The 25,662-nt window shown below is 71.2% G+C and carries 19 protein-coding genes; 8 read left to right on the top strand and 11 right to left on the bottom strand.

All coding sequences use genetic code 11. From position 1 onward, the window contains the following. On the bottom strand, nt 1-350 hold a 350-nt coding region (locus tag AB0K37_RS26360), incomplete at its 3' end, for a hypothetical protein (RefSeq protein WP_363985501.1). Between the two features lie 56 nt (nt 351-406). On the opposite strand from AB0K37_RS26360, the gene AB0K37_RS26355 reads away from it, so the two are divergent. Further along, a complete protein-coding gene (locus tag AB0K37_RS26355) occupies nt 407-1,117 on the top strand; it encodes a response regulator transcription factor (protein ID WP_345177098.1) in 711 nt (236 codons plus the stop codon). On the opposite strand, the gene AB0K37_RS26350 is transcribed toward AB0K37_RS26355, so the two are convergent. Next, nucleotides 1,074-1,829 (bottom strand): hypothetical protein, encoded by a 756-nt coding sequence (locus AB0K37_RS26350; RefSeq protein ID WP_363985499.1) that lies wholly within the window; start codon nt 1,827-1,829, stop codon nt 1,074-1,076. The two genes, AB0K37_RS26355 and AB0K37_RS26350, sit on opposite strands and share 44 nt — an antisense overlap. Nucleotides 1,830-1,839: 10 nt before the next feature. Beyond that, a complete protein-coding gene (locus AB0K37_RS26345) occupies nt 1,840-2,622 on the bottom strand; it encodes a hypothetical protein (RefSeq protein WP_363985497.1) in 783 nt (260 codons plus the stop codon). A 461-nt stretch (nt 2,623-3,083) separates the two neighbouring features. Here AB0K37_RS26345 and AB0K37_RS26340 point away from each other — a divergent pair, with 461 nt between their 5' ends. Next, a complete protein-coding gene (locus tag AB0K37_RS26340; RefSeq protein ID WP_363985495.1) occupies nt 3,084-4,013 on the top strand; it encodes a sigma-70 family RNA polymerase sigma factor in 930 nt (309 codons plus the stop codon). Continuing rightward, complete coding sequence (locus tag AB0K37_RS26335; RefSeq protein WP_363985493.1) at nt 4,010-5,140, top strand: hypothetical protein; 1,131 nt, start codon at nt 4,010-4,012, stop codon at nt 5,138-5,140. The genes AB0K37_RS26340 and AB0K37_RS26335 overlap by 4 nt, the downstream gene beginning before the upstream one ends. A 53-nt stretch (nt 5,141-5,193) precedes the next feature. Here AB0K37_RS26335 and AB0K37_RS26330 read toward each other — a convergent pair whose 3' ends face one another. The 6 genes from AB0K37_RS26330 to AB0K37_RS26305 form a co-directional block, all read right to left on the bottom strand. After that, nucleotides 5,194-5,907 carry a nuclease-related domain-containing protein gene (locus tag AB0K37_RS26330; RefSeq protein WP_363985491.1) on the bottom strand — a complete coding sequence of 238 codons (714 nt, stop codon included), beginning with the start codon at nt 5,905-5,907 and terminating at the stop codon, nt 5,194-5,196. A gap of 35 nt (nt 5,908-5,942) precedes the next feature. Then, nucleotides 5,943-6,683 carry a hypothetical protein gene (locus AB0K37_RS26325; protein WP_363985489.1) on the bottom strand — a complete coding sequence of 247 codons (741 nt, stop codon included), beginning with the start codon at nt 6,681-6,683 and terminating at the stop codon, nt 5,943-5,945. Then, nucleotides 6,680-8,638 carry a helicase HerA-like domain-containing protein gene (locus AB0K37_RS26320; protein ID WP_363985487.1) on the bottom strand — a complete coding sequence of 653 codons (1,959 nt, stop codon included), beginning with the start codon at nt 8,636-8,638 and terminating at the stop codon, nt 6,680-6,682. The genes AB0K37_RS26325 and AB0K37_RS26320 overlap by 4 nt, the downstream gene beginning before the upstream one ends. A 28-nt stretch (nt 8,639-8,666) precedes the next feature. Next, complete coding sequence (locus AB0K37_RS26315; RefSeq protein WP_363985485.1) at nt 8,667-8,993, bottom strand: hypothetical protein; 327 nt, start codon at nt 8,991-8,993, stop codon at nt 8,667-8,669. Between the two features lie 29 nt (nt 8,994-9,022). After that, complete coding sequence (locus AB0K37_RS26310) at nt 9,023-10,234, bottom strand: hypothetical protein (RefSeq protein WP_363985483.1); 1,212 nt, start codon at nt 10,232-10,234, stop codon at nt 9,023-9,025. Between the two features lie 75 nt (nt 10,235-10,309). Then, complete coding sequence (locus AB0K37_RS26305) at nt 10,310-10,894, bottom strand: hypothetical protein (protein ID WP_363985481.1); 585 nt, start codon at nt 10,892-10,894, stop codon at nt 10,310-10,312. A gap of 101 nt (nt 10,895-10,995) precedes the next feature. On the opposite strand from AB0K37_RS26305, the gene AB0K37_RS26300 reads away from it, so the two are divergent. From AB0K37_RS26300 to AB0K37_RS26290, 3 genes are all read left to right on the top strand, one after another. Next, complete coding sequence (locus AB0K37_RS26300; RefSeq protein ID WP_363985479.1) at nt 10,996-11,646, top strand: hypothetical protein; 651 nt, start codon at nt 10,996-10,998, stop codon at nt 11,644-11,646. Between the two features lie 140 nt (nt 11,647-11,786). Beyond that, nucleotides 11,787-15,584 (top strand): hypothetical protein, encoded by a 3,798-nt coding sequence (locus tag AB0K37_RS26295; protein ID WP_363985477.1) that lies wholly within the window; start codon nt 11,787-11,789, stop codon nt 15,582-15,584. Nucleotides 15,585-15,856: 272 nt separating this feature from the next. Next, entirely contained in the window at nt 15,857-16,432 is a 576-nt protein-coding gene (locus tag AB0K37_RS26290) for a hypothetical protein (protein WP_363985475.1), read from the top strand. A gap of 298 nt (nt 16,433-16,730) precedes the next feature. On the opposite strand, the gene AB0K37_RS26285 is transcribed toward AB0K37_RS26290, so the two are convergent. Continuing rightward, on the bottom strand, nt 16,731-20,804 hold the full coding sequence (locus AB0K37_RS26285) for a hypothetical protein (protein ID WP_363985473.1): 4,074 nt from the start codon (nt 20,802-20,804) through the stop codon (nt 16,731-16,733). After that, nucleotides 20,789-23,425, bottom strand: coding sequence for an ATP-binding protein (locus tag AB0K37_RS26280; protein ID WP_363985471.1), 2,637 nt, complete (start codon nt 23,423-23,425; stop codon nt 20,789-20,791). Before AB0K37_RS26280 ends, AB0K37_RS26285 begins: the two co-directional genes overlap by 16 nt. 150 nt (nt 23,426-23,575) lie before the next feature. On the opposite strand from AB0K37_RS26280, the gene AB0K37_RS26275 reads away from it, so the two are divergent. Together AB0K37_RS26275 and AB0K37_RS26270 are read left to right on the top strand one after the other, a co-directional pair. Then, the gene (locus AB0K37_RS26275) at nt 23,576-25,342 is read left to right on the top strand and encodes an AAA family ATPase (RefSeq protein WP_363985470.1); all 1,767 of its coding nucleotides are present in this window, start codon (nt 23,576-23,578) and stop codon (nt 25,340-25,342) included. Between the two features lie 42 nt (nt 25,343-25,384). Beyond that, a partial coding sequence (locus AB0K37_RS26270; RefSeq protein WP_363985468.1) for a hypothetical protein occupies nt 25,385-25,662 on the top strand: 278 nt, incomplete at its 3' end.

Genomic DNA, 25,662 nt, shown 5'->3' with positions numbered 1-25,662 from the left:
CCAGCCGCCGTCCCCGTGCTCGATGGCCGGGACGCAGCCGAGGGCCGCCGGCGCCTGGTACGGGCTCGGCTCATCGCGTCGGTGCCCGGCGCCGGAGCGGCGCCGCCGCCGCGCCCAGGCCCCGCGTCCCGGACCAAGCGTTCCCCGGTGAGTTCGGCCTTCCCCCACTGGAACCAGTTGGTGCGCTCCACGCGGGCCGTCAGGACCGACCAGGACCCGCCCTCCGGGCGGCCGACCTGGATCGCCGGCCCGGGACCGACGCGGTTGTACGGCGAACCGCTCATCCCGAAGACGCTCAGGATGACGACGGCCGCGACCACGCCGTACAGCACACGGCGCCCTGCCGGCACCTCGACCTGTTTCCTGCCACTCCGGATGGCTGTCGCACCCCCGTTATCATGGCGCCATGGCGCGGATCCTGGTGGTAGATGATGATGCGCGTCTCGTCAAGCTCGTGTCGGGACTGCTGCGCAAGCGCCACTACCAGGTCGAGTCGGTGGCCAACGGCGAACTGGCCCGGCTGGCGCTGCGCCGCGGGGACATCGACCTCGCACTGCTGGACATCAACCTCCCCGACATCGACGGGCTGTCCCTGATCGACCAGCTGCGCGACCAGGGGAACACCACGCCGATCATCCTGCTGACCGCCCGCTCCGAGCCGCACGAGCAGGCGCTCGGGCTGCGGCTGGGCGCGGACGACTACGTCGTCAAGCCCTTCCACCCGGAAGTGCTCATCGCCCGGATCCAGGCGCTGCTCCGGCGCAGCGCGGGCACCATCGCCCGGCACGCCGGCGAGACCCGCGGCGACCTCCTCGACATCCCGCCGGTACGGGTCGACTTCACCGCCCGGCAGGTGTTCAGGGAGGGAGCGGAGGTGCGGCTGGCCCCCATGGAGTACGCCGTCCTGGAGTTCCTGGCGGTGAACCGCGGCCGGGCGGTCTCGAAGGAGGAGATCATGCTGCACGTGTGGGGCACCGACCGGGGCGTCTCCCGGACGCTGGCCGAGCACGTGTCCCGGCTGCGCCGCAAGCTCGGCGACGGCGTGATCGTGACCCGGACGGGCTTCGGGTACCTCATTCCGGCCGCTCCTGAGGATTCCGCAGCCACAGCTCGGTGACCAGGACGTTCTGCGCTTCGAGCCGGCACCACATCTGGTCGCCGTCGGACTGCATGGTGGCCCGCCACCGGGCCAGCCCCAGCTGATCGCCGACCCCGCTGGTCACGCGGGCCGGCCACGGCAGCCCGATCCGGGCCCGCATCGACTCCAGGTCCGACCGGGTCAGGTGCCGGGCGACCGACCGCACCGTGTGGACGGTGAAGTCGCCCTGGTCCCGGGCCGAGACCTGCTGGTGGGCGAGCGCGCCCAGCAGGGCGGAGTGGGTCCGGACGGTGTCGGCCACGATCCGGTCCGCCTTCTCGCCGGGCGAGCACGCCTCCTCCAGATCGGTGAGCAGCCGGGCGAGCCCGTCGATCGCCGAGCCGAGCAGCTTCGCGTCCTCGTCCCGGTTCCCGGAGACCGTCTCGCCGAGCAGGCCCGCGGTGACCGAGGCGATGGTGAGCTCGCCCGCCATCCGGTGGGCGAACCCCCGGGTGAACCGGTCGTGCCACAGCTCCGGCGGCGTCTCCCCGTCGTGCCCGATGATCACCGCGGACGCCGCGGTCAGCGGGATCGCGGTGAGCGAGCCGCTGGTGAAGACCGACCGCCAGGTCAGCGCCTGGCCGGCCGCGACGAGCGTCTCCCGGTCCAGGGTCCCCCCGGCCGGGCCGCTCAGATCCTCTACGCCGCAGGGCGGGACCCCCGCCCGGGCCTGCACGACCACCGGGACCACGGCGGTCGCCTCAGCCCTTCTCCGCGGCGGCCTTGTCGGCCACGAGCTGGTCGAGCGCCTCGCGAAGGTCGGTGCCGGTCTTGACGACCCGCACGTAGTGGCCGGTCAGCCGCCCGGCGAGCTGGGCGTTCAGGCCGCCCTCGCCGATGCCGCCCGACAGCTGGTGCTCCTCGACGGCGACGATCGCGTTGCCGCGCTCGGCGAGCGCGTCGGTGACCTGCACCGGGTTCATGGCGTTCACCAGGAAGGCGGCCGGGTCCTTGGCGTACTCGATGATCTCCAGGCGCTCCCTGCCGTAGCCGTGGTTCAGCAGGTTCTGGGCGCCCTTCAGCCGGCTCGCGCCGCGGCCGATGCAGGCTCCCCGGGCGTCGACGCCGGTGACGGTGGGCGCCACGGCGATCTTCGTCTTGGTCCCCGCGACCCGGGCGATGGCCTTGATGACGACCTTGCCGTTGAGCAGTTCGTCGACGAACCCCGCCAGCAGGCGCTCGACGAGTTCGGGCGCCGTGACCGAGAGCATGAGCCGCTCGGAGCCCGGGTCCGCGCCGGCGGTGACGCCGACGACCAGCGCGATGACCTTGCTGCCCGCCGCCAGTTCGGGCGGGGCGGCCCCTTCGGGCAGGTCGAAGGCGTCGGCGCGCGGCAGCAGGGCGTCGCGGGCCTCCCCGGTCGCGACGTCATAGACGGCGCAGCGGAACCCGTCCGGCCCGCTCGACCTGATGTGTGCGGTCACCGTCGTCCCGACGAGCGGGGATTCGAGACCGAGATCGCTGAGGATCGTTTGCACCGTCACGCTTCCTTTCGTTGGCAGACGAGGCCCGTGGCCTCGCCTGTTCCTACCGCAGCCTAAGCGCCTGCCCCCTGCCCTCTAGAGTCCGTCGGTTCCGGAATCCGCAACCCGACGCGGGGAACTGGTTCGGCGTTCCCCCTGCCGGCACACCGCGTGTACACCAAACGACCATCAGCGGGGCAACGACTGATCCATAGAAGGTCAATTTTCTGTCAACGAACTTGTCGCGGGGATCCCTCTCCGGACAGTCGCGCCCCTCCCCGCGAAGCGCTCAACTGCGATCTTCCGCCGACGCCCGGCCGAACGCGCGTTTTCAGCGGCCGGCCAAAGGTCTCGCGACCGTCCGAACGGCCTGCGAACGTATCAACGATCTGTTTCAGTTCCGACCGTTCCCGGTCCGTTCGGCATCGAACGTGCATAGCTACAACTCCAGCCTCGCATTCCCGACTAGCCGAGGGAGACGGATGGACAGCGAGCAGCCAGGGCGTGGCGAGCGCCCCACCGCCGACGAGTTCCGTACCCGCAACGACGAGCTCTTCGCCCGTCGCCACGAGCTCCAGGAGCGGCTCGCCGCGCTGCGTGCGCGGGCCGACTCCGGTGAGATCGACATGCTCTCGGAACTGGTGCTGCGGCGGGTCGAGCGTGAGTTCGACGACCTCACGCTCGAGATCATGATCGCGAACTTCGGCCTCGTGCGCAGGTACGTCACCATGTTCACCTCGAAGTCCAGCGAGCACATCGAGGACTTCGAGAGCGCCGGGAAGGTGGGGCTGCTCTGGGCGATCGCCTCCTACGACCCCAACCGCGGCCCCTTCGCCAGCTGGGCGTTCAAGCCCATCCAGCGCGAGGTGCTGCGCGCGGTGCGGGACGCCGATCACCCCAACCTCAACCCCGGGGACTTCGAGAAGCGCCCGGCCATCCTTGCCGCCGAGCGGGCGTTCCTGGAGGAGGCCGGACCGGACGCCCCGCTCGACCACGCCGACATCGCCCGCCGTGCCGGCGTGACCGAGGCCCAGGTGCGCCGCGTGCTCGACGCCCCCCGGCTGGACAGCCTGCACACGGTCGCGGGCGGTCCGGGCGAGGACGACGTCGCGTGGGAGGACCGGCTGCCCGACGCGTCCCCGAGCATCGAGGACGAGGTGCTGCTCCGCTTCGACCTGCGCGCCCTCAGCAGCCGCGGCTTGCCGTTGCTCGACCCCCGCGAACGGTACGTACTGACGCGCCGGTTCGGACTGGACGGCGAGCCGGAGCAGGCGCTGCGCGTCATCGGCGAACGACTCGGGCTGTCCCGCGAAGGGGTGCGGCAGATCCAGCAGAAGGCGCTGGCCAAGCTGCTCCAGCCCGTCGTCGAGACCCCCGAGGGCGCCCGGAGGATCGAAGGACGGGCAGGATGAACGACGGACGGGAGCACGCGGGCGGTCCCGGCGCGGGACCGGCCGGCGGCGCCGGGGAGGCGTCGTCGTGGGTCATCATCGATGACACCGCGGACGCCGCCGAGGAGCCCGCCGCGGCCCCGCCGGCGGCCGGCGGAGAGTCCGCCCCCGAGTCCGAGAAGCCGCGGCGCGACGCGGAGCCCGCGCAGAGCGACCCCTGGGCCTCGCTCGGGACCTGGGACTCCTGGAGTGCCGCTCCGGGGGCGCCTACCGAGGCTCCGGGCGGAACCTGGAGCGGTCCCAGCGCCGCGCCCGGCTCCGCGCCCAGCGCCGCGCCCGGCGGAACCGGCGCGCAGACCGCCGGTTCCAAAGCCCCCTCCGGACAGCGGAACACCCGCCCCGCCCCGTCGACGAACCCGCCGACGAACCCGCCGCGCTCCCAGCAAAGCGTCCCGCCGCGCTCCCAGCAGAACGTCCCGCCACGCCCCCGGAACAACGTCCCGCCAAGCCCGCCGCAGAACATCTCGCCGAGCCCCCAGCAGAGCGTTCCGCCAAGCGCGCCGCAGAACGTCCCGCCGAGCCCCCAGCAGAGCTTCCCGCAAAGCCCCCAGCAGAACTTCCCGCCGAACGCGCAGCACAGCGTCGCCCCGAACTACGGCGTCGCCCCGACCCCCAGCGCGCCGCCGAACCACGGCGCTCCGCCGAACCACGGCGTGCCGCCGGGTACGCCGCCCGGATCGCCCTTCGGCGCCCCGGCGAGCGCCCCGCACGCCGCCGCACCCGCCGTCGGCCACCAGCCCGCGGGCGCGCCCGCCGCGGTGCCCGCGGTACCGCCCCACGGCCGCCCCGATGCCGGTGGCGCGTTCCCACCGCAGCCCGCCACCGGCTGGGCGCCGACCGCCGACCAGAACGGCGCCGCCGGCACCCCGCAGAGCGGCTGGTTCTTCGAAGAGCACACCGACGACGACGTCCTCCTGGACGAGGCGACGCCGGACGAGGCCGGAGGCGCGGTCCGCCGCTCGCCGGGCGGCCGGCTGCCGGGACTCGGCAACGTCGACCTCATGCCCACGCTCATCACCTTCGCCATCACCTGCGTAAGCGTCCTGCTGGTCATCGCCTCGCTGATGTGGCGTCCGGAAGTGCCGTAGCCCGCCTCCCGCACGCCCGGGCGAAAGCCCGGCCGGAGTTGCGGACCGGCCGGTCAGGCCGCGGGGGCATGCCAGAGGCTCCGCATCGCCTCCCGCGCTTCCTCCGCCGCGCCGAAGACGCGCGGAGCACGGTCCAGGACCGCTTGCAGGTCCCGTGCGGAGCACACCCACACGCCGGCGGCAGTGCTGAACGGCCGATTCCGCATCCCCGGCACGCACACGACCGCCAGGACCGTCCTGCCGCCCAGCTTGCGGGACAGCCTCCGCGCCTGGTTCGCCGCCTGCCGGACGGGGTCGCCGTGCAGCACGCGCTTGCCGACCCGCATGGTCCCGTCCTCGGCGGAGACCCGGCCGTGCCCCGTCTTCACCTCGATGGCCGCGGCCCCGCAGCCGCGGGTGAAGACCACCGTGTCGCAGTCGCCGCCACGGGAGCCGAGGACGAGCCCGTAGGCCGCCGCGACCGAGTCCGTGCGCCGCACGGCCGCGCGCACCTCGCGCTCGGACCGCGCTCCCACGGCCGACCGCCGGGCCTGTCCCAGGGCCCGCGTCGCGCGGATCCACGCGTACCCGCACCCCGCCGCCGCGGCCAACCCGGCGACGGCCGCCGACGCCCTCAGCGCACCACCGTCCAGGAACAGCGCCCCCAGTAGGGCGCCCACGGCCGTGAGGGCCAGCGTGGCGGCTCCGGCGGCGTAGAGAGACCCCCGGGTCCGGTGGCGCCACATCTGCCGGGAGACGAAGTCTCCGGCCCGTCCGACCTCGTACATGGATCTCCCTTGGACGCTCGGCTCCGGGCCGCGGCTCAGGCCCGAGCGCGGAGCCGTTTGCGGCGGGCCCGCTCGGCGTCCGCGCGCCGCGGCGTGGGGCGGCCCTTGGCGTCCTGCGCGCCGCGCGCCGCCCCGCCGGCCTCGCGCGCGCCGGCCCGCCTCCGCCGGACGTTCTTCAGCGCCCTGAACCAGACGACGCCCTGTTCCGACCCGTCGCGGACCACGTCCCGGACCTCCCGGGCGAGCCGCCGGACGACCCGCCAGACCGCCAGCGCCATGCCGGCGATCATGAAGTTCAGCACCGCGGCCAGCCCGGCCACCTGCCCCCAGGCGGCCGCCTCGCGCACCCCGCACCGGCCCGTGCTGAAGAGCCCGCCCGGGCACTCGCCCGGCACCATCACCACGAGGGCTCCCGCGGCCCCGGCGAGGGCGCACAGCGCGGCGGCGGCGGTGAACCTGCCGATCGTCTTCTTCCAGCGCCGGTGGAGCCGCACGTTCAGCCGGACCACCGCGGCGGCGACGACGCCCGCCGCGCCGGCGGTGACCACGTCCCCCACGTCGAACGTGACCACGTCCCCGGCCTGGAGGATGAGCAGCCCGATCGAGAGGCCCGCGAGGACGAAGCCGAGCAGCACGATGATCGAGGACTCCAGGGCGACCGCCAGGGGGTCGATCCGCCGTTCCCTCGCCTCGTCGTCCGGCCGCGCCTTGCCCTTCGGCGGCTCCTCGCCCTTCGGGCGCGCCTCGTCCTTCGGCCGGCGCCGCGGCGGCTTCACACCGCTCCCCTCGTCCCCTGCGGGCCGCCCAGCGGCATCGTGACCGGCACGCCGGGCGGGGCGGGCGGCTGGTAGCGGTCCAGTTCCTGCTTCCGCATCGGAATGATCACGTACTCGACCCTGCTGGCCGGCTTGTTGACCCGCAGGTACCCCTCACCGGTGCCGAGGGCGCGCAGCTCCTTCGGGAAGACGATGTACTGCTCCTCCCCCATGGCCTGCAGGTTCTGGGTGTGGCCGTCCTGGCCGACGCGCTCGCTGAACTTGTTGTTGTCGCGCATGCCGAGGAAGTCCGCGCACTTCTCCGCGGCCTCCGGGGACGACTGGGCCATGGCGATCAGCCAGTTGATGTTCTGGGTGAGGCGCGACCAGTCGTCGCCGTCCTTGTCGATCCAGTCCGTCGGCCCCTGGGTGCAGAGGATCATGTTGAACAGCGCGGACCGGACCCTGGACAGCATGTTCATGGCGATCTCGCGGTCGATGAAGTTCGCCTCGTCCACCACGATGAGCCGCGGCCGGTCCTTGGGGGCGCGGCCCTGGATCCGCTGCGCGGCGTACACCGACAGCCGCTGCAGCGCCGAGGAGGACAGGATCTTCGCCATGTCGGGCTGGCCGAGGGAGTTGAGCCCGATGTAGGTCAGCCCCTCGCGCCGGACGTCGATCATCTGGCGGTCCTGCCCGGGGACCAGGATGCGGCGGCCCGCGCCGGAGTCGTACAGGCCGGTCAGCTTCGTGCCGAAGCTGGCCGCGGAGACCCCCTCGTCGCGGGACGGCCGGAGCACGTTGGTGTAGCGCTCGGTGCAGTGGCCGAAGCCGCGGACCCCGTCGATCGCGAGGACCTGCTCCTTGACCGCGCCCTTCATGTTCTCGCCGTGCTCCATGATCTTGCCGATCTCGAGCATGTTGGGCGGCGCGAAACGGTCCGGCGCGACCTCGGCGGCCTCGTGCAGCATCTGGACGACCTGCTGGAGGACCTTGCGGTTCAGCGCCTGCCAGTAGGCGTCGTCGAACTCGACCATCGTCATGATGGTGTCGAACGCCTCGTCGGCGGACATGCCCGCGAGGGCGTTGAACCAGAAGGCCGGCTGCTCGTCGCCGAGCGCGATCTCCTGCATCGGCATGCGGTGCGCCTGCGCGTAGGCACGCAGGAAGTCGCGCAGGCCGCCCGGCTCGGTGTCCTCCTTCATGTCGAGGACGGTGACGTCGAAGCCCATGTCGAGCGCCGCCCCGATGATCCACATCAGCGTGACGGTCTTGCCGCTGCCGGTGGAGCCGACCACGGCGCCGTGCATGCCCATCTCCTGGGTGCTCAGCCACACCGGCCGGTCGTTGGCCCCGAGCCCGAGGGGGATCGTCTTGGCCTTGATCGGCGTCTTCCTGGCCTTCTCCGTGGCGTACGGGCCGTGCACCGCCGGGATGTCGGCCACGGTCACCCGGGTGGACACCCGCTTCTTCAGCATCTCCCGCCGGCCGTCCCGGGGAGTGATCGGGTCGTCGACGAGCTCCTTCTGCCGGAACCAGGTGCCGTCGAACAGGTCGACGAACTTCTTCTTCTTGCGCAGGAAGGACGACAGCCCCATGATCACCGACCCGCGGGCCTTGCCGACCATCAGTCCGAAGAGCCCCGCGAGCACCGCCGTCAGCGACAGCAGCACGGTGACGGGAACCTTTCCCGGCTCCCCCGGGCCGAAGTCGGCGAAGCTGGCCAGCCAGTAGCCGTAGGCGTACGCGTTCTCCTTGGCCCGCAGGGCGAGCCCGACCACACCGGCCAGCGTAACGATGGCCCAGTCCCGCCGGGCGAGGAAACGGCGCAGCGGGATGAGCAGGACCCAGGCGCAGAGAGCCGGGATGAGCACGGCCAGGATGACCGCGAACAGCAGCAGGACCACGGTGGGGAAGACATAGCCGCCACCGACCAGGTCCGTGGGCCGCTCCTCCGGCCGCCTCGGGTCCGCCACGTTCACTCCTTAGGCTGGGGTTCTCGCATCAACCGCCGCTGTTGCCGACCTGGTCGACGCTGGTGAAGATCTTTCCGACGAGGCTGCTCATCATTTTGACCCCCTGGACCGTGAGGCCGAGGTTGAACAGCATCCCGCCGATGAGCAGAGCGAAGATGAGCGACTTGAACGCCTCGCCCGGACGCCCGCGGCCGATGCCGTTGATCATCCGGAAGACGCCGAACACGACGATGACGACCGCGATCGCACCGCAGATCGCGACCAGCGCCTTGCCCGCGGGCGAGGTGAAGAAACTGTCGGCCCCGGTCTGGCCGAGCTCCGGTCCCGCGAGTATGTGAAAACCAGGAACTGACATCCTTTTTCCCTCCATGGTTGAGGTCCCGGTCAGTTGTTCAGTGCGTTGCTGTAGGGGTTCAGTTCCGCTGCGGAACCTGCAGGCCCCCACGCGAGCACCGGCGGCTGCGCCCCGCTGGCTCCCACCAGCAGGTCGAAGTCGGCGAAATTAGTGAATGGCTGGACGTTTCCCTTCTTTCCAGGGACCGTCCCGGATTGTTCGGCTCTGGCAAGCATGATCCGCACCCGGACGACGAGCTGGTCGTCGAGCGTCTTGATCGCCGAAAGGATCTGCACGGCCTGGGAGGAGTCCGCCAGGCGGAACCCCGAAAGGCCTTCGTAGCGGTGCTTGGGGTCCTGGTCACCGGTGACGGCGAGCAGTGCCGTCGAATCACCGGTGGCGTAGGCCGCCGCCCATCGCAGAATCTGGTTTTTGGACTCGGTGCTGACTTCGGTGGTCAGCTGCCGATAATTGGTGTAGTCACCGGTTCCCTTGGGCTTGCCGGTGCCGTTCTTCCAGACCGAGAAGGCCGGAGAGGCGGCCAGGCGGGGGCCCGAGGGGTCGAGCAGCACCGGCACGTCCAGTTGGAGCACATGCGCGCTCATCGGCGGCGTTTCGCTGGCACCGGGCGAGGGGCCGCCCTGCGGGTCGGTCGTCGTGCCCGGAGACGGCGTACCGGTCGCACCCGCCTGCGGAGCAGCGCCGGACGGTGACGCGGCCGCTCCGCCGGACGGCGGCGCGGAGGCCCCTCCGGACGGTGACGCGGCCGCCCCGCCGGACGGGGTCGCGCTCGGCCGGCCGCCGGCCGCCGGGGACGGACTCTGCGTCACCGGCTGGTCGTTCAACACGACGAGGTAGTGGTGGATCTCGAAGTCGGTGAAGCCGAGCTTCTCCGTCCCGAAATGCCGAGGAGTGAAACCGACCCAGTTCAGCGCCCGGTAGTCGAGCGGGGTCGAGGTTCCGTCGGGGCCCTCCGCGGACGCCGCCTGCGGGTCGAAGGAATCGGCGCGGGGCACGTCCTGCATCCGGCCGGCCAGAAAGTTCATCGCGGCGGTGTACGACAGGTCGCGGCCCTGCGGCGTGACCGAGGACAGGTCCGGCTTGCTGCTCCCGCTCGTCAGGGCGACGAACACCGCGACGACGCTCAGGCCCGCGGCGACGAAGAGCGCGATCAGGATCCTCCTGGCCCGCCTGCGAGCGGTCGGCTCACTGGAACGCCGGGCGGGCACCATGGTGAAACGAGTGGGTGACTGTTCCGGCATCGTCCCTCCTCTATTTGTCGTGTTGCAGCCAGGACCGTGCGGCCCTCACGCGGATGCGCAAGTGCCGGCCCGCGCTCACCCGCGGCGGCGATCGTTCCGGCCGCGCCGGCGGCCGCTGGACAGCTGGGTGGACGCCTTCAGCCCGCGTCCCTTGCCGCGGGGCGCCCGCAGCCGGTTCGCCCCGGGGATCTCCTGCTGCGGATAACCGCGCGAGTCCCAGCGGACGGCGTCCACCTGGACGCCGCCGGGAAGCATGCGCACCTTGCCCGCGGCGGTGCGGCGCAGCGGCGAGATGCCGATGTACAACCGGACCTGCCGGCCGTCCACGTAGAGCTTGCGGTTGCGGGTCCCGTTGATCTGCAGGCCCATCCACGTCGCCAGTGACTCCCCGTTCAGCGGGGACAGGCTGACGGACGCCCAGCCGGCCGCTCCGCCGAGCACCGGGCCGTACATCAGCGCGTTCAGCCCCGGGCCGAAGATGAGGAAGGAGATCAGGAACCCGAACGCCGCCCCGACGACCACGGCGATGAGCGTGGTCAGCCTGAGCGTTCGGGGCAGCGTGATGTCCTTGTTCAGGCTGCCGATCACCGCGGGCGGCGGCTTCAGCATGTTGGTGGCGGCCAGCATCGCCGGCCCCCTGACGCTGTCGTCCTCGCTCATGCCTCAAACCGTGCGGGGTTGCCCCCCGGACGCCATAACGATTCGCGACACGTCGCCGCACTCCGGTTGCCCGGGCCCGCTCGCCCGCGACGGTCAGAGTCATGCCGAAGTTGACCGACTACGCCCGCGAGGGCTTCCGGCGGCGGCGCCTCTTCCAGGAGACCGAGCTGCCCGAGTGGTGGAACATCGCGGTATGGGCCGGTGTCGGTGGCATCATCCTGATGCTTCTGGTCAGTGCGGTGTTCGACCGCGGCGGCTCCTCCGGTGCCGCCCCCGCGGCGAGCCAGGCGCCGCGCTTCCAGGTCCAGACGCTCGACCCGCGTGGTCTCACCGCCTCGCCGAGCCCGGGGGAAGGGACGCCCACCCCGTCCGGGAGCCCGTCGCAGGTGCTTCCGACGGGAGCCGCGGCCAGCAACTTCACGGCCACGGCCGCGACCAGGGTCCCGATGACGGACGGCGGCGCGACGGTCGTCCCGGCCGGCGCCCTCAACGTGGCCGTCGCCTCCGCCAGGGCCATCGTGACCGGGAACTGGAAGGGCATCCCCGTCATCGGCACGGCGCGGCCGTCTCCGGCCAAACCCATGCCCCAGGGATCGGTGGTGCAGGGGATCACCGTCATGGATCCCACGAAGACCGGCAACAGCCAGTACCGGTTCAGCGCGACGATCACGCACGCGGGCGGGGCCCGGCCGGACGTCGTCGACATCCTCGTGGAACCGGACGGGCGCGGATACGCGGTCCGGGCGGGATAGCACACCCGCGACCGCGATCCGCCACCCCCTTGCCCTGAACACGAATCATCGGACGGTCAAGTTCGATCGTCTCCCGCGCCCGGGGGGTGAGCGCAGAGCCGAGCAAGGTACCGGAACCGAGGTAGCGGCTAATGCCCTGGATGGACGAGGACAGCAGCCCGTGGAAGGGCTCCGAGGTCTCACCGCGGCCTCTCGACGGCGATGAACTGCAGGACGGCCCGCCGCCGGCTCCACCACAGCCGACGGCGCTGCAGCCTGTGGTGGACGGCGAGCCGCCGGAGAATCTGGCCGAGCTCGCGCCGGAAGAGATCGCCACGCTGGGTTCGGACCCCCGGCTCGCCGCGTCGGCCCAGCTACCGCAGAGCGCCTCCGAGATCCTCAAGGAGCAGTCGGCGATCGACCGCGGCCCGGACGGGAAGGGGACGAACCCGTACGGCGACGCGGCGCTGCGGGGCGGGCCCGTCCAGCTCAACAAGGACAATCCGCTCGGCCTGCAGCGGGCGCTGGACGCCGCCGCGAAGGCCGCGCAGCTGGCCAAGGACCTCCAGGCCCCGCCCACCGGCACGCCGTCGGAGCAGGCGCCCCAGAGCGACCCCAAGGAAGAGCTCAAGAGGGCGGCCGGCGACTTCGCCGAGGGCAAGCTGCGCGAGGCGGCCGCGAAGAAGGGCCTCCCCGCGAACTACGTCCCGTCGATACCGGAGGGCGACAGCCTCGGGGAGAAGGGCCTCAACCTCCTCGGGCAGGCCACCGACATCGGCGCCCGCGCCCTGGCCGACCGGTACGCGCCCAAGGCGTACGACACCGTCAAGGACTCCGGCGCAGGCGGCCGGGCACTCGACAAGTTCGAGCAGTCCAAGCTCGGCCAGAAGATACCGAAGTCGTTCATGGACGGTTTCCGGCGTCGGAGGGGCGGAGCCCCGAACACGGCGGGCGCCGGCCAGAAGGGCAAGGACGAGAGGGCCGACGGCAAGAAGTCGGAGAAGGACAAGAAGCACGGCAAGCTCAAGATGCTGCTGGCCGCCAGTCTTCCGGTCCTCATCCCGCTCCTCTGCATCATCCTCATCGCCGGAATGATCCTGGGCGTCAACGTCGACGACGACGTCCCGGAGTCCCAGCCCGAGCAGACCTCGGACAACAAGATCGCCGAGTACTTCCCCGGCAACTGGCAGCGGATCCTCAAGCAGGCGGCGGAGCAGACTTCGGGGAGCGCGCAGGACTACTCCGAGGTTCCCTGGACGATCCTGGCGGGTCTCGCCAAGACGCAGACCGACTTCGCCCGCTACAGCCCGTACGACAACATCGACCGCGATCCCGGGCGCAAGGCGAAGGAGGTCCCCGGCGGGGACGGCTCCGGCGGCGACGGCACCGGCGGCGTGGACGTGAACGTCAGCAACACGGTCGGCGCCGGGCCAGGTCCGGTCCAGGGGATCACCGGCGCGGGCTCGGCCGCCACCGTCCCCGGCACTGGGAGCAACCACGTCGCGCCGCCGGACGGCGATCTCAGCCACCAGCTCGGCTGGTTCCTCTGGGCGCTGCGGATGCAGGAGTCGAACGGCGTCTACGACCGCAACGCCGGGACGAACCAGAGCACCGCCTGCGGCGCCTACCAGTACATCACCAGCACCTGGAACAACTACGGGGGCTATGCGAGGGCGTGCCTGGCTCCGCCGAGTGTGCAGGACCGCCGGGCCAAAGAGGACGTCCTCAGGATGTGGAACAAGTACCACAAGTGGCAGCCGATCGCGGTCGACCACTTCACAGGGAGCTGGGGCCCCAACCCGGAGAAGTGGGACCAGTGCCCGGGGGCCTGCGACTTCAACCCGACGGCCTGGAAGTACGTCGACGGCGTCATGACGAAGATGCGGGCCGCCGCGCAGGCGCACCCGGCCGGTTCCGGCGCAGTGCAGCCCGCCTCGTACAACGTCCAGCCCGGCCGGCCCGAGGTGCGGACCGCCGCGCTCCGCACCGGTGCGGGCGCGCCGGAGAGCGGGCGCACCGGCCTGCGCGCCTGGGGATGCGACGTCGAGAACCCGGATCCCGACATCGGCGGCAAGGACGATCAGGGCTCCGGACCGTACCTGCTGACCCCCGCGGCGTCGGGCCAGATGCGGATGCACGGTCTCGATCCGCAGAACCCGTGCCAGTCCTCCTACTTCGTGGCCTTCGAGCTGGTCAAGGCGGCGGAGAAGGTGCACCGGGACCCGAAGAGCCCCAAGTGGAAGCCCGACGGCAACGAGAAGGACCAGGAGAACGCCCGCAAGTACTGGAGCAAGGTCATCGCGACCTCCGGCATCTTCATGGAGCGCACCGGCACCCCCGGCGGGCCCTGCGCCGTCCCCCCGCCGGACGATCCCGAGAAGCCGTGGTCGGTCAGCTTCAAGATCATTACGATCTGGCGCTGCGAGACCAACCGCCTCCAGAACCTCTACCTGGTCACCGGCGCCAAGTCCGCGGAGGGCGGGTTCAAGTACTCCGTGCAGGAGAACCGCCCCGCCGCGGTCGAGACCCTCGTCAACGAGGCGATGTCGGTCAGCTACGGAGCCGGCAAGTGGAAGACCGAGGGCTGCGACAACGGCAAGGACTCGCGCCAGGGCATCTTCCCGATGACCAAGAAGGAGGCGGAGGAGGCCGGAGTCGCGGACCGGTGCGACGTCGACAAGAACATCGCCGGCGCCGCCAAGCTCGTGCTGTCCGTCGAGAAGGTCCCGCCGGAGGAGCGCCCGCACGACCTCGGGAGCTTCCAGCCGATGATCGGCGGCTGGCAGAAGCTCAGCATCGCGATGGGCACCGACCTCAAGCTGTTCTCGACGATCGGGCCGGGCCAGAACACGTTCGAGGCGTCGGACGCGTGCCTCGCCGTGATGCGGAAGTTCCTCACCGACATCGCCCCGTTCGCGACCGAGTTCGCGTCGCTGAAGGAGCCTCCCGGCCCCGACAAGGTGTACACCGAGTGGGTACCGAAGCTGGACAAGCTGGAGACGGACCACGGGATCACCGACCCCACCAGCGACCCCGCCTGCATGGTCGGGTCCTGGGCCCCCGGCTTCAACAACACCCTCGCCCAGATCGCCACCGACCTGGCCGGCAGCGGGACGAACGGCCCCAACCTCAGCGGCCTGGGCAACTACTACCAGGGCCGGGAGGACGCCAACAAGGAGACCGCGCCGGTCGTCGGCGAGGACACCCTGGTCATCCCGCGGCTGGCGCTGCGCCCGCTGAAGCCGGTCGGCGCGCCGGTCGCCCCGGACGCGACCGAGGCGTGGAGCCGGCTCGGCAACACCGAGGGCGTGCTGCTCCCGCTGGAGCAGATCGCCGTCGAGTACGCCTGGTTCTTCGGCGGCGTCATCCCGCCGTTCAACAGCGCCACCAAACTGATCGGCTCGCTCGCCAGCGGCGGCGGCGGCGCGGTGGACAACGGAACCGTGCAGGTCACGGTCGGGCCTGACGGCTGCCCCGAGAACGCCCCGAACAACACCCTGCGCGAGGGGGCCAAGGAGATCGGGATCCGCAAGCTGTGCGTGGACTCAGTGGCCCAGGCGCGCACGCCCCAGGCGGCGATGGCCATCAAGTGGGCCCTCACCCACCTCGGCTGGCCCTACGCCCCGCTCGACTCCGGCAAGCGGAACGACCCCGGGTGGGCCGACTGCTCCAGCTTCGTCTCCAGGGCCTACCGCGACAGCGGCGCCATTCCGAACCTGTACCCGAAGGGCACCAACGCCCCCGTCACCACCACTTTCGTGGGGGCGCGCTGGACGCACAAGATCTCGCTCGCCCAGGCGAAGCCCGGGGACCTCGTGGAGCCGCACTCCGGCCACGTGGCCATGCAGCTGGCCGACGGCTACAAGGTGCACACCAACCAGACCGGGGACGTCTCCAAGGTGGAGCGCGCCTACACCGGCGCTTACTGGGCCGGTTGGATCGACCCCAGCAAGGTATGAAACGCTCACCCGCGGCGGCCGCCGATTCCGCGTGACGATGATCACGCGGAATCGGCGTAACGGCCCTTTTTGATTGTGCCGGCGCTCAGTTCACGAGCCCGCCCAGAAACGGCCACACCGCACTTTTCGCTTGCGTACAGGGTGCCGTGTGCGCGACAATTGATGGGCACATTGCAAACAGAGCCGACCCGGCCCCGTTCGCATCTCATCAGACGCGTACAGAAGCCGGGTCCATCACCCGGCTTCTCGCGCCTTCACCGAAGGGAAATACCGTGAACAGCGCGCAGCCGAACAACCGACGCATCCTGCCTCTCGTCATCGCCGCCGTCGTGGTGGCACTGGTCGCCGCCGGCGTGACGTTCGGTCTGGTCAAGCTGACCGGCTCGGACAACGACAGCGACCGGACCGACTCCAAGCCCAGCGCGACGGCCCCGGCGAACGAGAACAAGCCCCGCGAGCTCATCCTGATGCTCAAGCACGGCGAGCAGCACGCCATGCTGGACCTCCAGTTCTACCCCCAGGGGGGACAGGTCAAGGGGAAGTACACGCTGGTGCACTTCGACACCGAGGGCAAGCCGGCCCGCTTCCCGGACGCGCAGGAGATCAACGGGTCCGGTACCCCCAGCGGGTTCACCCTCAACGGCCTGGGCGACTACGGGCCGGTCCAGGGCAACGCCATCGACGGCGGGGCCCGCATCCACTTCAACCAGACCTTCGGCCCGGACGAGTACAACTGGAAGGTCATCACCTCCACGGACGAGTTCGAGCAAAAGGTCACCAAGTTCGAGTCGTGCCTCAAGGAGCACGACACCGCCTACTGCGAGACCGTCCTCAAGGACGTCAACTGAACACCTTCGCAGGCGCAGGTTCCCCGGACCTGCGGGAACACGACCCGAACCCCGACGACGACCGGCCTTCACCCCAGCGGGGTGGAGGCCGGTTCTTCTTTCGGCTCCCGGCGCCTTCCGGCTAGGTCCTGTCCGCAGAGACCTCGGCCACGCGCGCGAACGCGTGACCTGGCCGGTGGAGCGAAGCCGGAAGGCGAGCGGAACCGGGCGGATCGCGAAGCGATGCCGCGTTCGCCCAGGCCCGGTCGCGTTGCGACGCCGGGCGAGCGGAGGCGGGCCGGGACTGCGAGAACGCAGCCTAGGTTCTGGCCATCTCGTCCCGGTACATGTCCCGCAGCACCCTCCGGATGTCGACCGGGGTGTTCGCGTTCGCCGCCAGCCGGGGGTCGACCTGGGTCATCCGCCTGCTGTCCTGGAGCGACCGCTCCAGGTCGCTCAGCCGGTCGATCACCGCCTGGTTCTGCGAGCGTTCGCCGCGGCCCTCCCTGTCGAACACGTCCCGCAGCTCGTCGAGGCTGCGGAGGATCCCCGCCGCGGCCCCCGAGTCGGTCGGCCGCTGGGAGATGGCACCGACCAGCCTGTCGATCTCCTGGTGCACCCGCTGCTGCGCCTGCTGGTTGCTCTTGGTGATCTGGTCGGCGAGCCGGGTCAGCTCATCGGCGTCGATCATGCTGTTCGGATCGGCCATCTGCACCCGCAGTTCGCAGACGCCCCGCGCCGAGCGGGACGCGTCGACCGCGTCCCGGAACATGGCGCTCAGCCTGTCGACCTGCTGGGCGGCCTCCTGCTGCGCCTGGGTGAGCCGGGCGTACTCCGCTCCGAAGTCCGGCCCGCTTATGCCTCCCGCGGCCCTCATGTCGTGCAGGTTCTTGGTCTCCATGGCGACGCTCACCATGGAGCGGATCTCCCCTTCGAGCTGGCGCTGGAGGTTGCCGGCCGACGCGAAGGTGCCGTCCGGCATCTCGATGCGGATCCTGTTGAAGTCTCCGATCTCGTTCCGTGCGGCGGCCATCACGCCGCTCACCGCCTCCACGTCGCGCCGCTGGCGGATGTCGGGGGCCGGCATGTCGACATCGCTGGCCCAGGCCCGGGCGGCCTCCACGGCGGCGACCTCCCCCCGCCGGGGGGCGATGGTGATGCGCGAGATCTCCTCGTCCTTGCCCCCCTCGAGCCAGCGCTCCACCCGCACCTTCACCTCGGGAAGGCGCGTGTCGAGCCCGTGGGCCTCCAGGACGTTGACGATCTCGCCTTCGTCGGTGATGTAGCCGCGTTCCCTGAGCTGCGCCGTCATCCGGGCGATCTGCTGGTCCTGGTTCTCCAGGACGCCGTCGGCGGTCATCTGGGGCCGCCGGTCGCGCGCGGGCAGGAACAGGTGCGGGAGCATGCCCAGCTGCTCGGCGGTGATGCCCTGGGGCCGGCCGTTCGCGAACTCCACGTTGGGGGCGAGCAGCCCCTGATTGCTGACCTTGAGCTGGCTGGCGTTCAGGCCCATCGCGTTCGCCGCGTCGGCGAGCGCCCGCATCTTCTCCTCGTCGTTGACGAAACCGGTGAACTCCGGGTGGAGCCCGCCGGGCTGCCCCTGGCCCCACTGCCGGGCCCGCAGCATGTTCAGGCCCTCCTCGGCGTGCTCGCCCATCAGCCGCCGCTGCTCCTCGGAGTCGCTGACGCGGATGATGTTGCGATGCCAGTCGTCGGCCTGCCGCAGGCCCGTCCGGGCGCTGCTCGCCGTGGGCATGCCCGCCGCGGAGATCGCGGCCATGCCCGTCCCGTCGCCGCCGGCTCCGGAGCGCGCTCCCCTGATCCCGTTGACGCCGGCCTGGATGCCGCGCCCGGCCGCCGCGGAGCCGGTGAAGGCCATCAGCGGCAGCGTCGCCAGCACCGCCGGCGGCGCCATCATCGTCAGGCCGGCCAGACCCGCGGTCAGCCCGGCGTACGCGGCCGCACGCTGCGCGGGCGACCCGGACGCGGCCTTGCGCTGCAGGGCGTTCACACCGTGCTGGAGCTTCGCGCGGCCGCCTTCGTACTTGTCCTTCGCCCAGTCGGTGATCGGGCGGGTGGCCCGCTGCGCCCCCTTCTTCGCCACGCCGGCGACCGCCCTCGTCGCGCGGTTGTTGAGCATGCGCCGCTGCAGCGACCGCTCGTCCAGTGCAGCCAGCCGCATCTTGCCCACGCCGAGGCGGCCGAGGCGCTGGGCCACCTGCTGGCCGGCGTTGCGCGACAGCCTCCGGTCACCGCTGCTCCGCAGCACGATGGCCGAGGCGAACCCCGTGGCCCCCGAGGTGGAGGAGATGTCCCCCAGGCTCAGGATCTTGCTGATCTTCTTGAACAGGAACAGCGCCACCAGGGGCGCCGCGCCCTGGGCGACCTGCTGGAAGAAGTTCGGCGTGCCGTCCTTGGTGGTCGCCTCGATGGCCTGGTACGTCGTATCGGTGAGCATGGTCAGGAACGTCAGGGCTAGGGTGAAGAGGGCGTCACCCGCCGCCGCCGCTCCGGTGAGTTTGAGCAGTCTCATCCCTTGCGGCAGGCCCGCTCCTATGAGCAGCAATGTCAAGGGCAATATCATGACAAGCCCTGCCAAACCCACACTGGACACTGTCATACCGATCGCCATCGGTCCCATGACGAACAGGAAGACGAAGGCGACGATCATCGACAGCAGGCCCTGGGTGAGCCGCTGGGCCTGGTTCTTGCCCAGCCAGGCGCTGACGAAGTTCCAGTCGGCCTGGCAGGCGGGCTCGCTGGCGTAGCAGTTCCCCAGCTTGTCCTTGAGCTCGTCGTCGCCGTTGAAGTAGAACGTGCCCATCGTGCCGTTGTCGCAGAGGAAGCAGAGCACGTCGATACCGGCGACGCTGAACTGCGTCCCGCTCTTGTCGTCCTCGTAGGTGACGTTGCTGTAGAGCTTCTCGCAGGCCTTCGCCTTGTCCTTGGTGTCGGTGGCCTTGTCCCACTGCGGGATCGTGTGGGCGCTGCCGAGCCCGTCGTCGTTGGCCTTGCAGGCGCCCCAGGCGATCATGATCATCTGCTCGTCCGCGGCGGGGTCGATGAAGTACCCGCGGGCCGAGTTCGACGTGGTGGTGTTCTTGGCGTGGCCGGTCGCCAGGTCGTAGGCCTCCAGCTTGTTCTCGGTGCTCACGTCGGCGTTGGCCTCGAGCCAGCGGCAGGACGCGTGGGCGGGCGAGGGGAACTGCTTCGTCCCCTCGCCGAACTGCGCGGCCTGCCAGGAACGGACGAGCGAGATCTCCCACATCTTGCTCACCTGCACCATCGCCTGTTTTCCACTGGCGAGTGAGGTGTCCTTGTTCCGGGCCATGTACTCGTCGTTGAGCTTGTCGTCGAATTTCGCGCAGGTGACCGGGCCCGCCCCGCCGTCCGGGTGGGCGTCGTAGAACACGGGATTGTTGTCCGTGCCGTCGTTGATCCTGCCGATCTTCTGCAGGTCGTAGAGCGAGTCCGCCGCGGTGGTGAACCAGCCCTGGACGGTCGCGGCCATCCACGGCATCGTGTACGCCGTCGTCGGGTTGTCCTGGTGCTTGTCAGCCTGGTCGCCGATGAAGAAGATCAATCCGTTCGCGGCCAGGAACACCGTGACCAGGCGCATCGCGGCCGCGGGGCCCCGGCGGTGGCCGCTGCTGGACCAGCGCCGGATCACCGCCGCCATGACGAAGATCCACGAAGGGATCAGGAACCAGGCCGCGTACAGCGAGAAGGTGCGCACGACGGAGTTGATCGGATCCGCCGCCCGGCAGATCATGTCGAACGAGTAGCCGAACCCCATGAGCGAGCCGATGATCCGCCAGCAGAGCCCTCCCGCCATGAACATCAGGCTGGCGATCATCGAGACGAACCGCTGGGTCTTGAAGATCCGGGCGTTGTCCACCACGAAGAGCTCGAAGGACGTCCACCGGTGCAGCGGCAGGAACTCCCTCGCCTCGCTGTAGGCCTCGCAGTCGTCCCGGTTGATGTCATAGGTGGGCTCGTCGGCCGGGGCCGCCGCGAGCAGGCGCCCGCCGGCGCCCGCCCCGGCCTGCGCCACCGGCGCGGAGGACGCCCCGGGCACAGCGGAATTGGCCGGCCCAGCGGAATTGGCCGGCAGGGTGGAAGCCGCGGGCGCTGAGGAGGCGTAGGGCGCGGGCGACGGGGCGGGCGCGGCGGCGTTCGGCGACCGGCCGCCGGTTCCGAAGCCCTCGGTCTGCCCGGAGAGCAGCGCGAGACCGCCGAAGACGGTCAGCGCCAGTGCCCACACCAGCAGCTGGAGTCCGCGGCGCGGGCGCGGGGGTGCCGCCTTCGCACCGCCCGGCTCCGCCTGGACGGAACGGCTCCGCTTCCGCGGGTCGCCGCGGCGGGCCGTGCCGGACCTCAGCCGACGAGCCATGGGTTCTGCTCCTCCCCCGTCTGCGGCGGCACGGCGGTGACGTCGTGTGCCGTGTGCGGCGCGGCGCTGATGTCGTGCCCCGGGGCCGCGCCGTTCTGCCCCGGCGCGGCCGCCGCGGGATCCTCCATCCGCGCGGCGGCGGCGACGGCGGCCTCGTACTCGGCCCGCTCGGCCTCCTCGCGCTCCCTGCGGGCCTCCTCGCGCTTGCGGCGGTCCTCCGGGTTCGTGCTGTAGGCCTGCGCGGCCTCGGGCGGCGTGGGGCCGAGGACGACCTGGGCGTGCCGTCCGAACAGGTCGCGGAAGATGCCGCGCGCCCAGCGCGCGGGCTTGCCGTCCTCGGGTGGCAGCGGGCCGAACTCGCGGATCTGCGAGAGCCGCTCGGAGGTCGGGTTGAGGCCGCACAGCCGCAGCGCCGTCTCCGCCTCGCGCTTCTCGTTCAGCTTCAGCACCAGCACGCGGCTCAGGTAGGACTCAAGGTCCTTGGTGACCACGTCCGCGATCCGCTGGGTGAGGAACACCGGCATGATGTTCAGCGACCGGCCCTCGCGGGAGATGCGCTGCAGCGAGGCCAGGCCCTCGGCCTGCGAGAGGAAGGTCCACGCCTCGTCCACGATCAGCACGCCCGAGCGGTTGGCGATGAGGATCTCCAGCGAGGCGCGGATGACCAGGCGCACCGCCGCCAGCGCGATGCGCTCCGACACCGAGTACTCGCTCGGCGTCTTGCCCTCCGGCAGGCCGAGCTCGCGGTCGAAGTCGACCAGCGTGAGCCGCTGCGACATGTCCAGGCGGGGCAGGGGCTGGAGCGCGATGCCGAGGGAGAACATCGAGGACGCCTCCATCTGCTGCTCCACCAGGCCGCGCACCCGGTCCGCGTCGTCGCCGGGGACGTACTTCAGGGCGTCCCAGACGCAGCGCGCGCCGTTGAGCGCGCCCCGCTTCAGCCCGGAGCCGAGCGCGAGCCGCTCCGACAGCGACAGGCCGTCGCGGGCGTCGTCCAGCGCGGACAGGATGTGCACGTTCGCGATCTCGGCCGCGATCGTCGGCGGCGCGTACCGGAACGGGTCGAAGGCCCCGGGCGACTCCTCCAGCGCCGACATCGACACGCGCCCGGCGGGGATGCCCAGCCTCTGGACGTAGTCCACCATCCCGTAGAGGGAGTCGCCGCCCTTCGGGTTCACGAAGATCACCGGCAGGCCGTTCAGCGCGGCCTGGGTGGCGACGGACTGCGCGAAGAAGGTCTTGCCGCTGCCCGGGTCGCCGAAGATCCCGAAGACCGGCGGCAGGTTCTTGCGCGGAGCGCCGAGGGGGTCGACGAAGAACGGCGTGCCGTCCGGGTCGATGAGCCCGCCGTAGACGCCGACGTCGTCGCCGAGGTCGGAGAACGCCTGGAGACCGGCGTGCGAGACCATCGGCACGTTGACGTCCTGCAGGAACGGGTTCACCCGGACGGAGGAGCAGGGCAGGGTCTCCTCCAGCGCCTGGATCTGCCGGTGCTCCAGCGCCTTCATCTGGATCCCGTAGTACTGGGCGAGGAACTCCATGTAGGTCTCGGTGGCGTCGGTCATCTCCCGCGCCATGATGAAGCTGCACTGGGCCAGCATGGGCTGGTTGGAGCTCGCGAGGTAGTCCTCGACCTCCTTGGCCTGCTGGAAGGTCTGGGAGAGCTCGACCTTCTCCAGGTCCTGGGTCTTGCGCTCCTCCTCCATGTTGGCCATGATCCGGCGCTGCGCCCGGCGGGCCCTCGCCCGCGTCAGGTTCGCGGGTTCGAGCTCGGCCCTGATCGAGATGACGTGCGGGGCGTCGCCGGGGTGGCTGATCACGTCCAGCGCCCACTGGGCGTCGGGGGACGGCATGATCGGCTGGTCGAACCGCATGACGGCGGCCATCTCCAGCTCGCCGATGCCGGCCACGTCGAGCCGGGTCGGCATCTCCTCGATCACCGCGTCCGGGCCCCGCCCGAGGTTGTACCAGGACTCCAGCTGGTCGAGCTCCTGCCGGGTCGGCTCCTGCGCGTCCGCCCGCTTGAAGATGGAGACGATGTGCTCCATGTCCTTCTGGTAGTCCGCCAGGTCGGGGACGTCGTCGGCCATGGATTCCTTGACCAGGTCGGTCAGGGCCTTGACCGTCCCCATGCCGCCCTGCGAGCCCTTGCCGGCGCGGGACGTCTTGTCCATGAGCGACGACCGGAGCTGCACGCCGACGAAGAGGACGCGCTTCGGGGCCAGGAAGCCGAAGGCCTCGGCCTGGTAGGCGCGCAGCTCGTCGGTGTTCTCCTTCGGCGGGGTGACGAGGTCGTCCCAGGTGATCGAGACCAGGTGGACGTTGCGGTTGTTGGACAGGGTCGCCAGACCGCCCACAGGCTGCCGCGACGTCCGGCCGAGGTCGCCCAGGAGCCGCGACAGCGGCGCCGCCATGGACAGCTGCTCCGCCGGGTCCTCCCACTTCATCGGCGACAGGCGCACGGTGCGGTAGATCCACACCTCGCCGTTGTAGCCGACGTAGACGCCGTCGGCGGTGCGCCAGGCGTACGGAGTGGTCCACATGGTGGCGGTGTCGGCCTCGGAACGGCCTGCGCGGCTGGTCCCGGTGAGACGTCCGAGCGCCGCCCTCAGGTTGACCATGTGTTGTCATCTCCCTGGTTGTGTTGGCTCTCAGGGAGACAGTCCGGCATCCGGGGCTGGCGGCATCCGTCATTGTCCGCACAGTCGCTAAGAGAGAATCCGGCCGCTTCGCCGACCGGGTGACAACCAGAGCGCTGAGGACACTGAGTGATGGCAACTGCGCCGAACCTCGTCGTCGCGGGGGATCCGGGCGTCGCCCGGAGTTTGCGGGAGACCGGCCGGTTCTCCGCGGTGTACGACGCCGCCTCCGCGGCGGAACTTCGCGACCTGTCCAAGAGCGGGCGGGTCGGTTCCCCCGCCGCCTTCATGTTCGCCCCCGGGTTCGTCGAGGACCTTCCGGGCGCGGGCGTGGCCGTCCTGGCGAACGGGCTCGCCGGCCGCGGGTTCACCGTGCTCGTGCACGGGTACTTCGCGGAACGCGGCGACGCCTTCGCCCCGGGCGTCCACGTCATCGGCGGGCAGCTCAAGATGTCGGACTTGCTGGCGCTGTTCGGCATCGCCGGCAAGCCCCCGGCCCAGCCCGCCGCCCCACCACCGGCAGCCGCCCCACCACCGGCCGCGGCTCCGCCACCGGCCGCGTCCCAGACGCCGGCCGCCGGCCGGCAGCCGGCGGTCCAACCGTTCGCGGCCGCCCCACCACCCGCCGAACGGCCACCGGAACGGGCGCCCGCCGCACAGCCACCGGCGCCGGCCTCGGCGCCCGCCGAGCAATCCGCCGCCACCGGCCAGACCTCCGCCGGCGGCTGGAACACGAACCCGGCGCAGCCGCCGTCCTTCGCGCAGCCGCCCGGTGCCGTGTCTCCGCAGGCCGCCGAACCGCCCGCGCCCTCCACCCCGGCTCCCGGCTCCCAGCCGTGGCCGGCGGCCGCGCCGGGTCAGCAGGGGTTCGCGGGGCAGCAGCCCGTCCCCGGAGGCCAGGTCGAGCCGGCGCCGGCCCCGGAGTCCGCGACGAGGCACGACCACAACGCGATGCCGGCCCAGCCCGTCTCGAACGGATGGCCGGGGCCGCAGCAGACGCCCGCGGCCGCACTGGTCAGGGCGGAGGAACCCGCCCCGGCCCTGGGACGGGTCATCGCCATCGCCTCCGCCAAGGGCGGCGTGGGCAAGACCACAACGGCCGTGAACCTGTCGGTCTACGCGGCCAGGCATCTGCACGCGGCCGGCCGGCCCGGGAGGGTGGCGCTGGTCGACACCAACTTCCAGCAGGCCGACGTCGCGCGGTACCTGAACGTGGAGTCGCCGACCATCCTCGACCTGCTCCGGGCGAACGGCTCGCTCAGGGTGGAGTCCGTGCGCAACCATCTCGCGCACCTCCCGGACGCCGACCTGTTCACGCTGCTCGGACCGCAGGACGTCACCATGGCCGACCCGGCGCTGATCAACGCGGTGCTGTACCGGCGCATCATCGCCGTGCTGCGGCAGGCGTTCGACTTCGTGTTCGTCGACACTCCCGTCGCCGAGCTCTACCACATGACGTTCACCGACCTGGTACTGCCGGAGGCCGACGCGATCCTGGTCCCGGTCGAACCCAACCGGGTGACGCTCGAGGCCGCCCGCGCCTGGCTGAGCGCGATCACCATGCCGCGGCACTCCCGGAGCGGCGGCGTGGACCCCGAGAAGCTGTCGCTCATCCTCAACCGGGCCCGGACCGACGTGGACTGCAGCCCGGAGGACGTCATGGACCTGATGCCCGGCTGGCGGTTCGTCGGCATGATCCCCGAGGACCTGGAGTGGACGCAGGCCGCCAACAACCGCCGGTTGAACGCGCTGCAGATCGGCCCGGACCTGGACGTGACCTTCCGTGAGATCCTCCAGTTCGTCACCGGGGACCCGGTGTTCGGCCAGCCCATGGCCGCGCAGCCCGCGGGCGGCCGCGGCGGCCTCCTGAAGAGGCTCCTCGGCATGGATCCGAAGTGATCACTCTCGATCCGGCCCTGTCACGAGAAAGGAAGCGGCCATATGGCAGCGCAAAATGAGCCCGCCACCGGAATGGACTTCTGGGCGGCCATCGGCGTCGGCCAGGAGGAGGACGACGGGCCGGAAGAGCAACCCTCGCAGGACAAGCTCCTGGTAACCGGCGCGCCAGCCGCCGCCCCCGCCGCGCCGGCGGACACGGGCGCCGGCGCGGGCGCCGTGACCGGGAACCCGCAGGACGACTGGGCGTCGCTGTTCTCCGCCTGGGACGACTCCGCGAACGGCGCCGCCCCCGCGGCGGCACAGCCGTCCGCCGGAGCACC

The organism is Actinomadura sp. NPDC049753 (assembly GCF_040674655.1).
Taxonomy (GTDB): Bacteria; Actinomycetota; Actinomycetes; order Streptosporangiales; family Streptosporangiaceae; genus Spirillospora; species Spirillospora verrucosospora.
The sequence above is the reverse complement of the archived record's forward strand: the minus strand, read 5'-3'. Positions and strand labels throughout refer to the sequence as shown.

Excerpts from the sequence above, each read along its gene's own strand:
- AB0K37_RS26295 (WP_363985477.1), top strand. The coding sequence starts at position 11,787 with ATGGACGAGGACAGCAGCCCGTGGAAGGGCTCCGAGGTCTCACCGCGG.
- AB0K37_RS26280 (WP_363985471.1), bottom strand. The coding sequence starts at position 23,425 with ATGGTCAACCTGAGGGCGGCGCTCGGACGTCTCACCGGGACCAGCCGC.
- AB0K37_RS26285 (WP_363985473.1), bottom strand. The coding sequence starts at position 20,804 with ATGGCTCGTCGGCTGAGGTCCGGCACGGCCCGCCGCGGCGACCCGCGG.
- AB0K37_RS26310 (WP_363985483.1), bottom strand. The coding sequence starts at position 10,234 with ATGCCGGAACAGTCACCCACTCGTTTCACCATGGTGCCCGCCCGGCGT.
- AB0K37_RS26315 (WP_363985485.1), bottom strand. The coding sequence starts at position 8,993 with ATGTCAGTTCCTGGTTTTCACATACTCGCGGGACCGGAGCTCGGCCAG.
- AB0K37_RS26330 (WP_363985491.1), bottom strand. The coding sequence starts at position 5,907 with ATGTACGAGGTCGGACGGGCCGGAGACTTCGTCTCCCGGCAGATGTGG.
- AB0K37_RS26275 (WP_363985470.1), top strand. The coding sequence starts at position 23,576 with ATGGCAACTGCGCCGAACCTCGTCGTCGCGGGGGATCCGGGCGTCGCC.
- AB0K37_RS26335 (WP_363985493.1), top strand. The coding sequence starts at position 4,010 with ATGAACGACGGACGGGAGCACGCGGGCGGTCCCGGCGCGGGACCGGCC.
- AB0K37_RS26355 (WP_345177098.1), top strand. The coding sequence starts at position 407 with ATGGCGCGGATCCTGGTGGTAGATGATGATGCGCGTCTCGTCAAGCTC.
- AB0K37_RS26300 (WP_363985479.1), top strand. The coding sequence starts at position 10,996 with ATGCCGAAGTTGACCGACTACGCCCGCGAGGGCTTCCGGCGGCGGCGC.
- AB0K37_RS26340 (WP_363985495.1), top strand. The coding sequence starts at position 3,084 with ATGGACAGCGAGCAGCCAGGGCGTGGCGAGCGCCCCACCGCCGACGAG.
- AB0K37_RS26305 (WP_363985481.1), bottom strand. The coding sequence starts at position 10,894 with ATGAGCGAGGACGACAGCGTCAGGGGGCCGGCGATGCTGGCCGCCACC.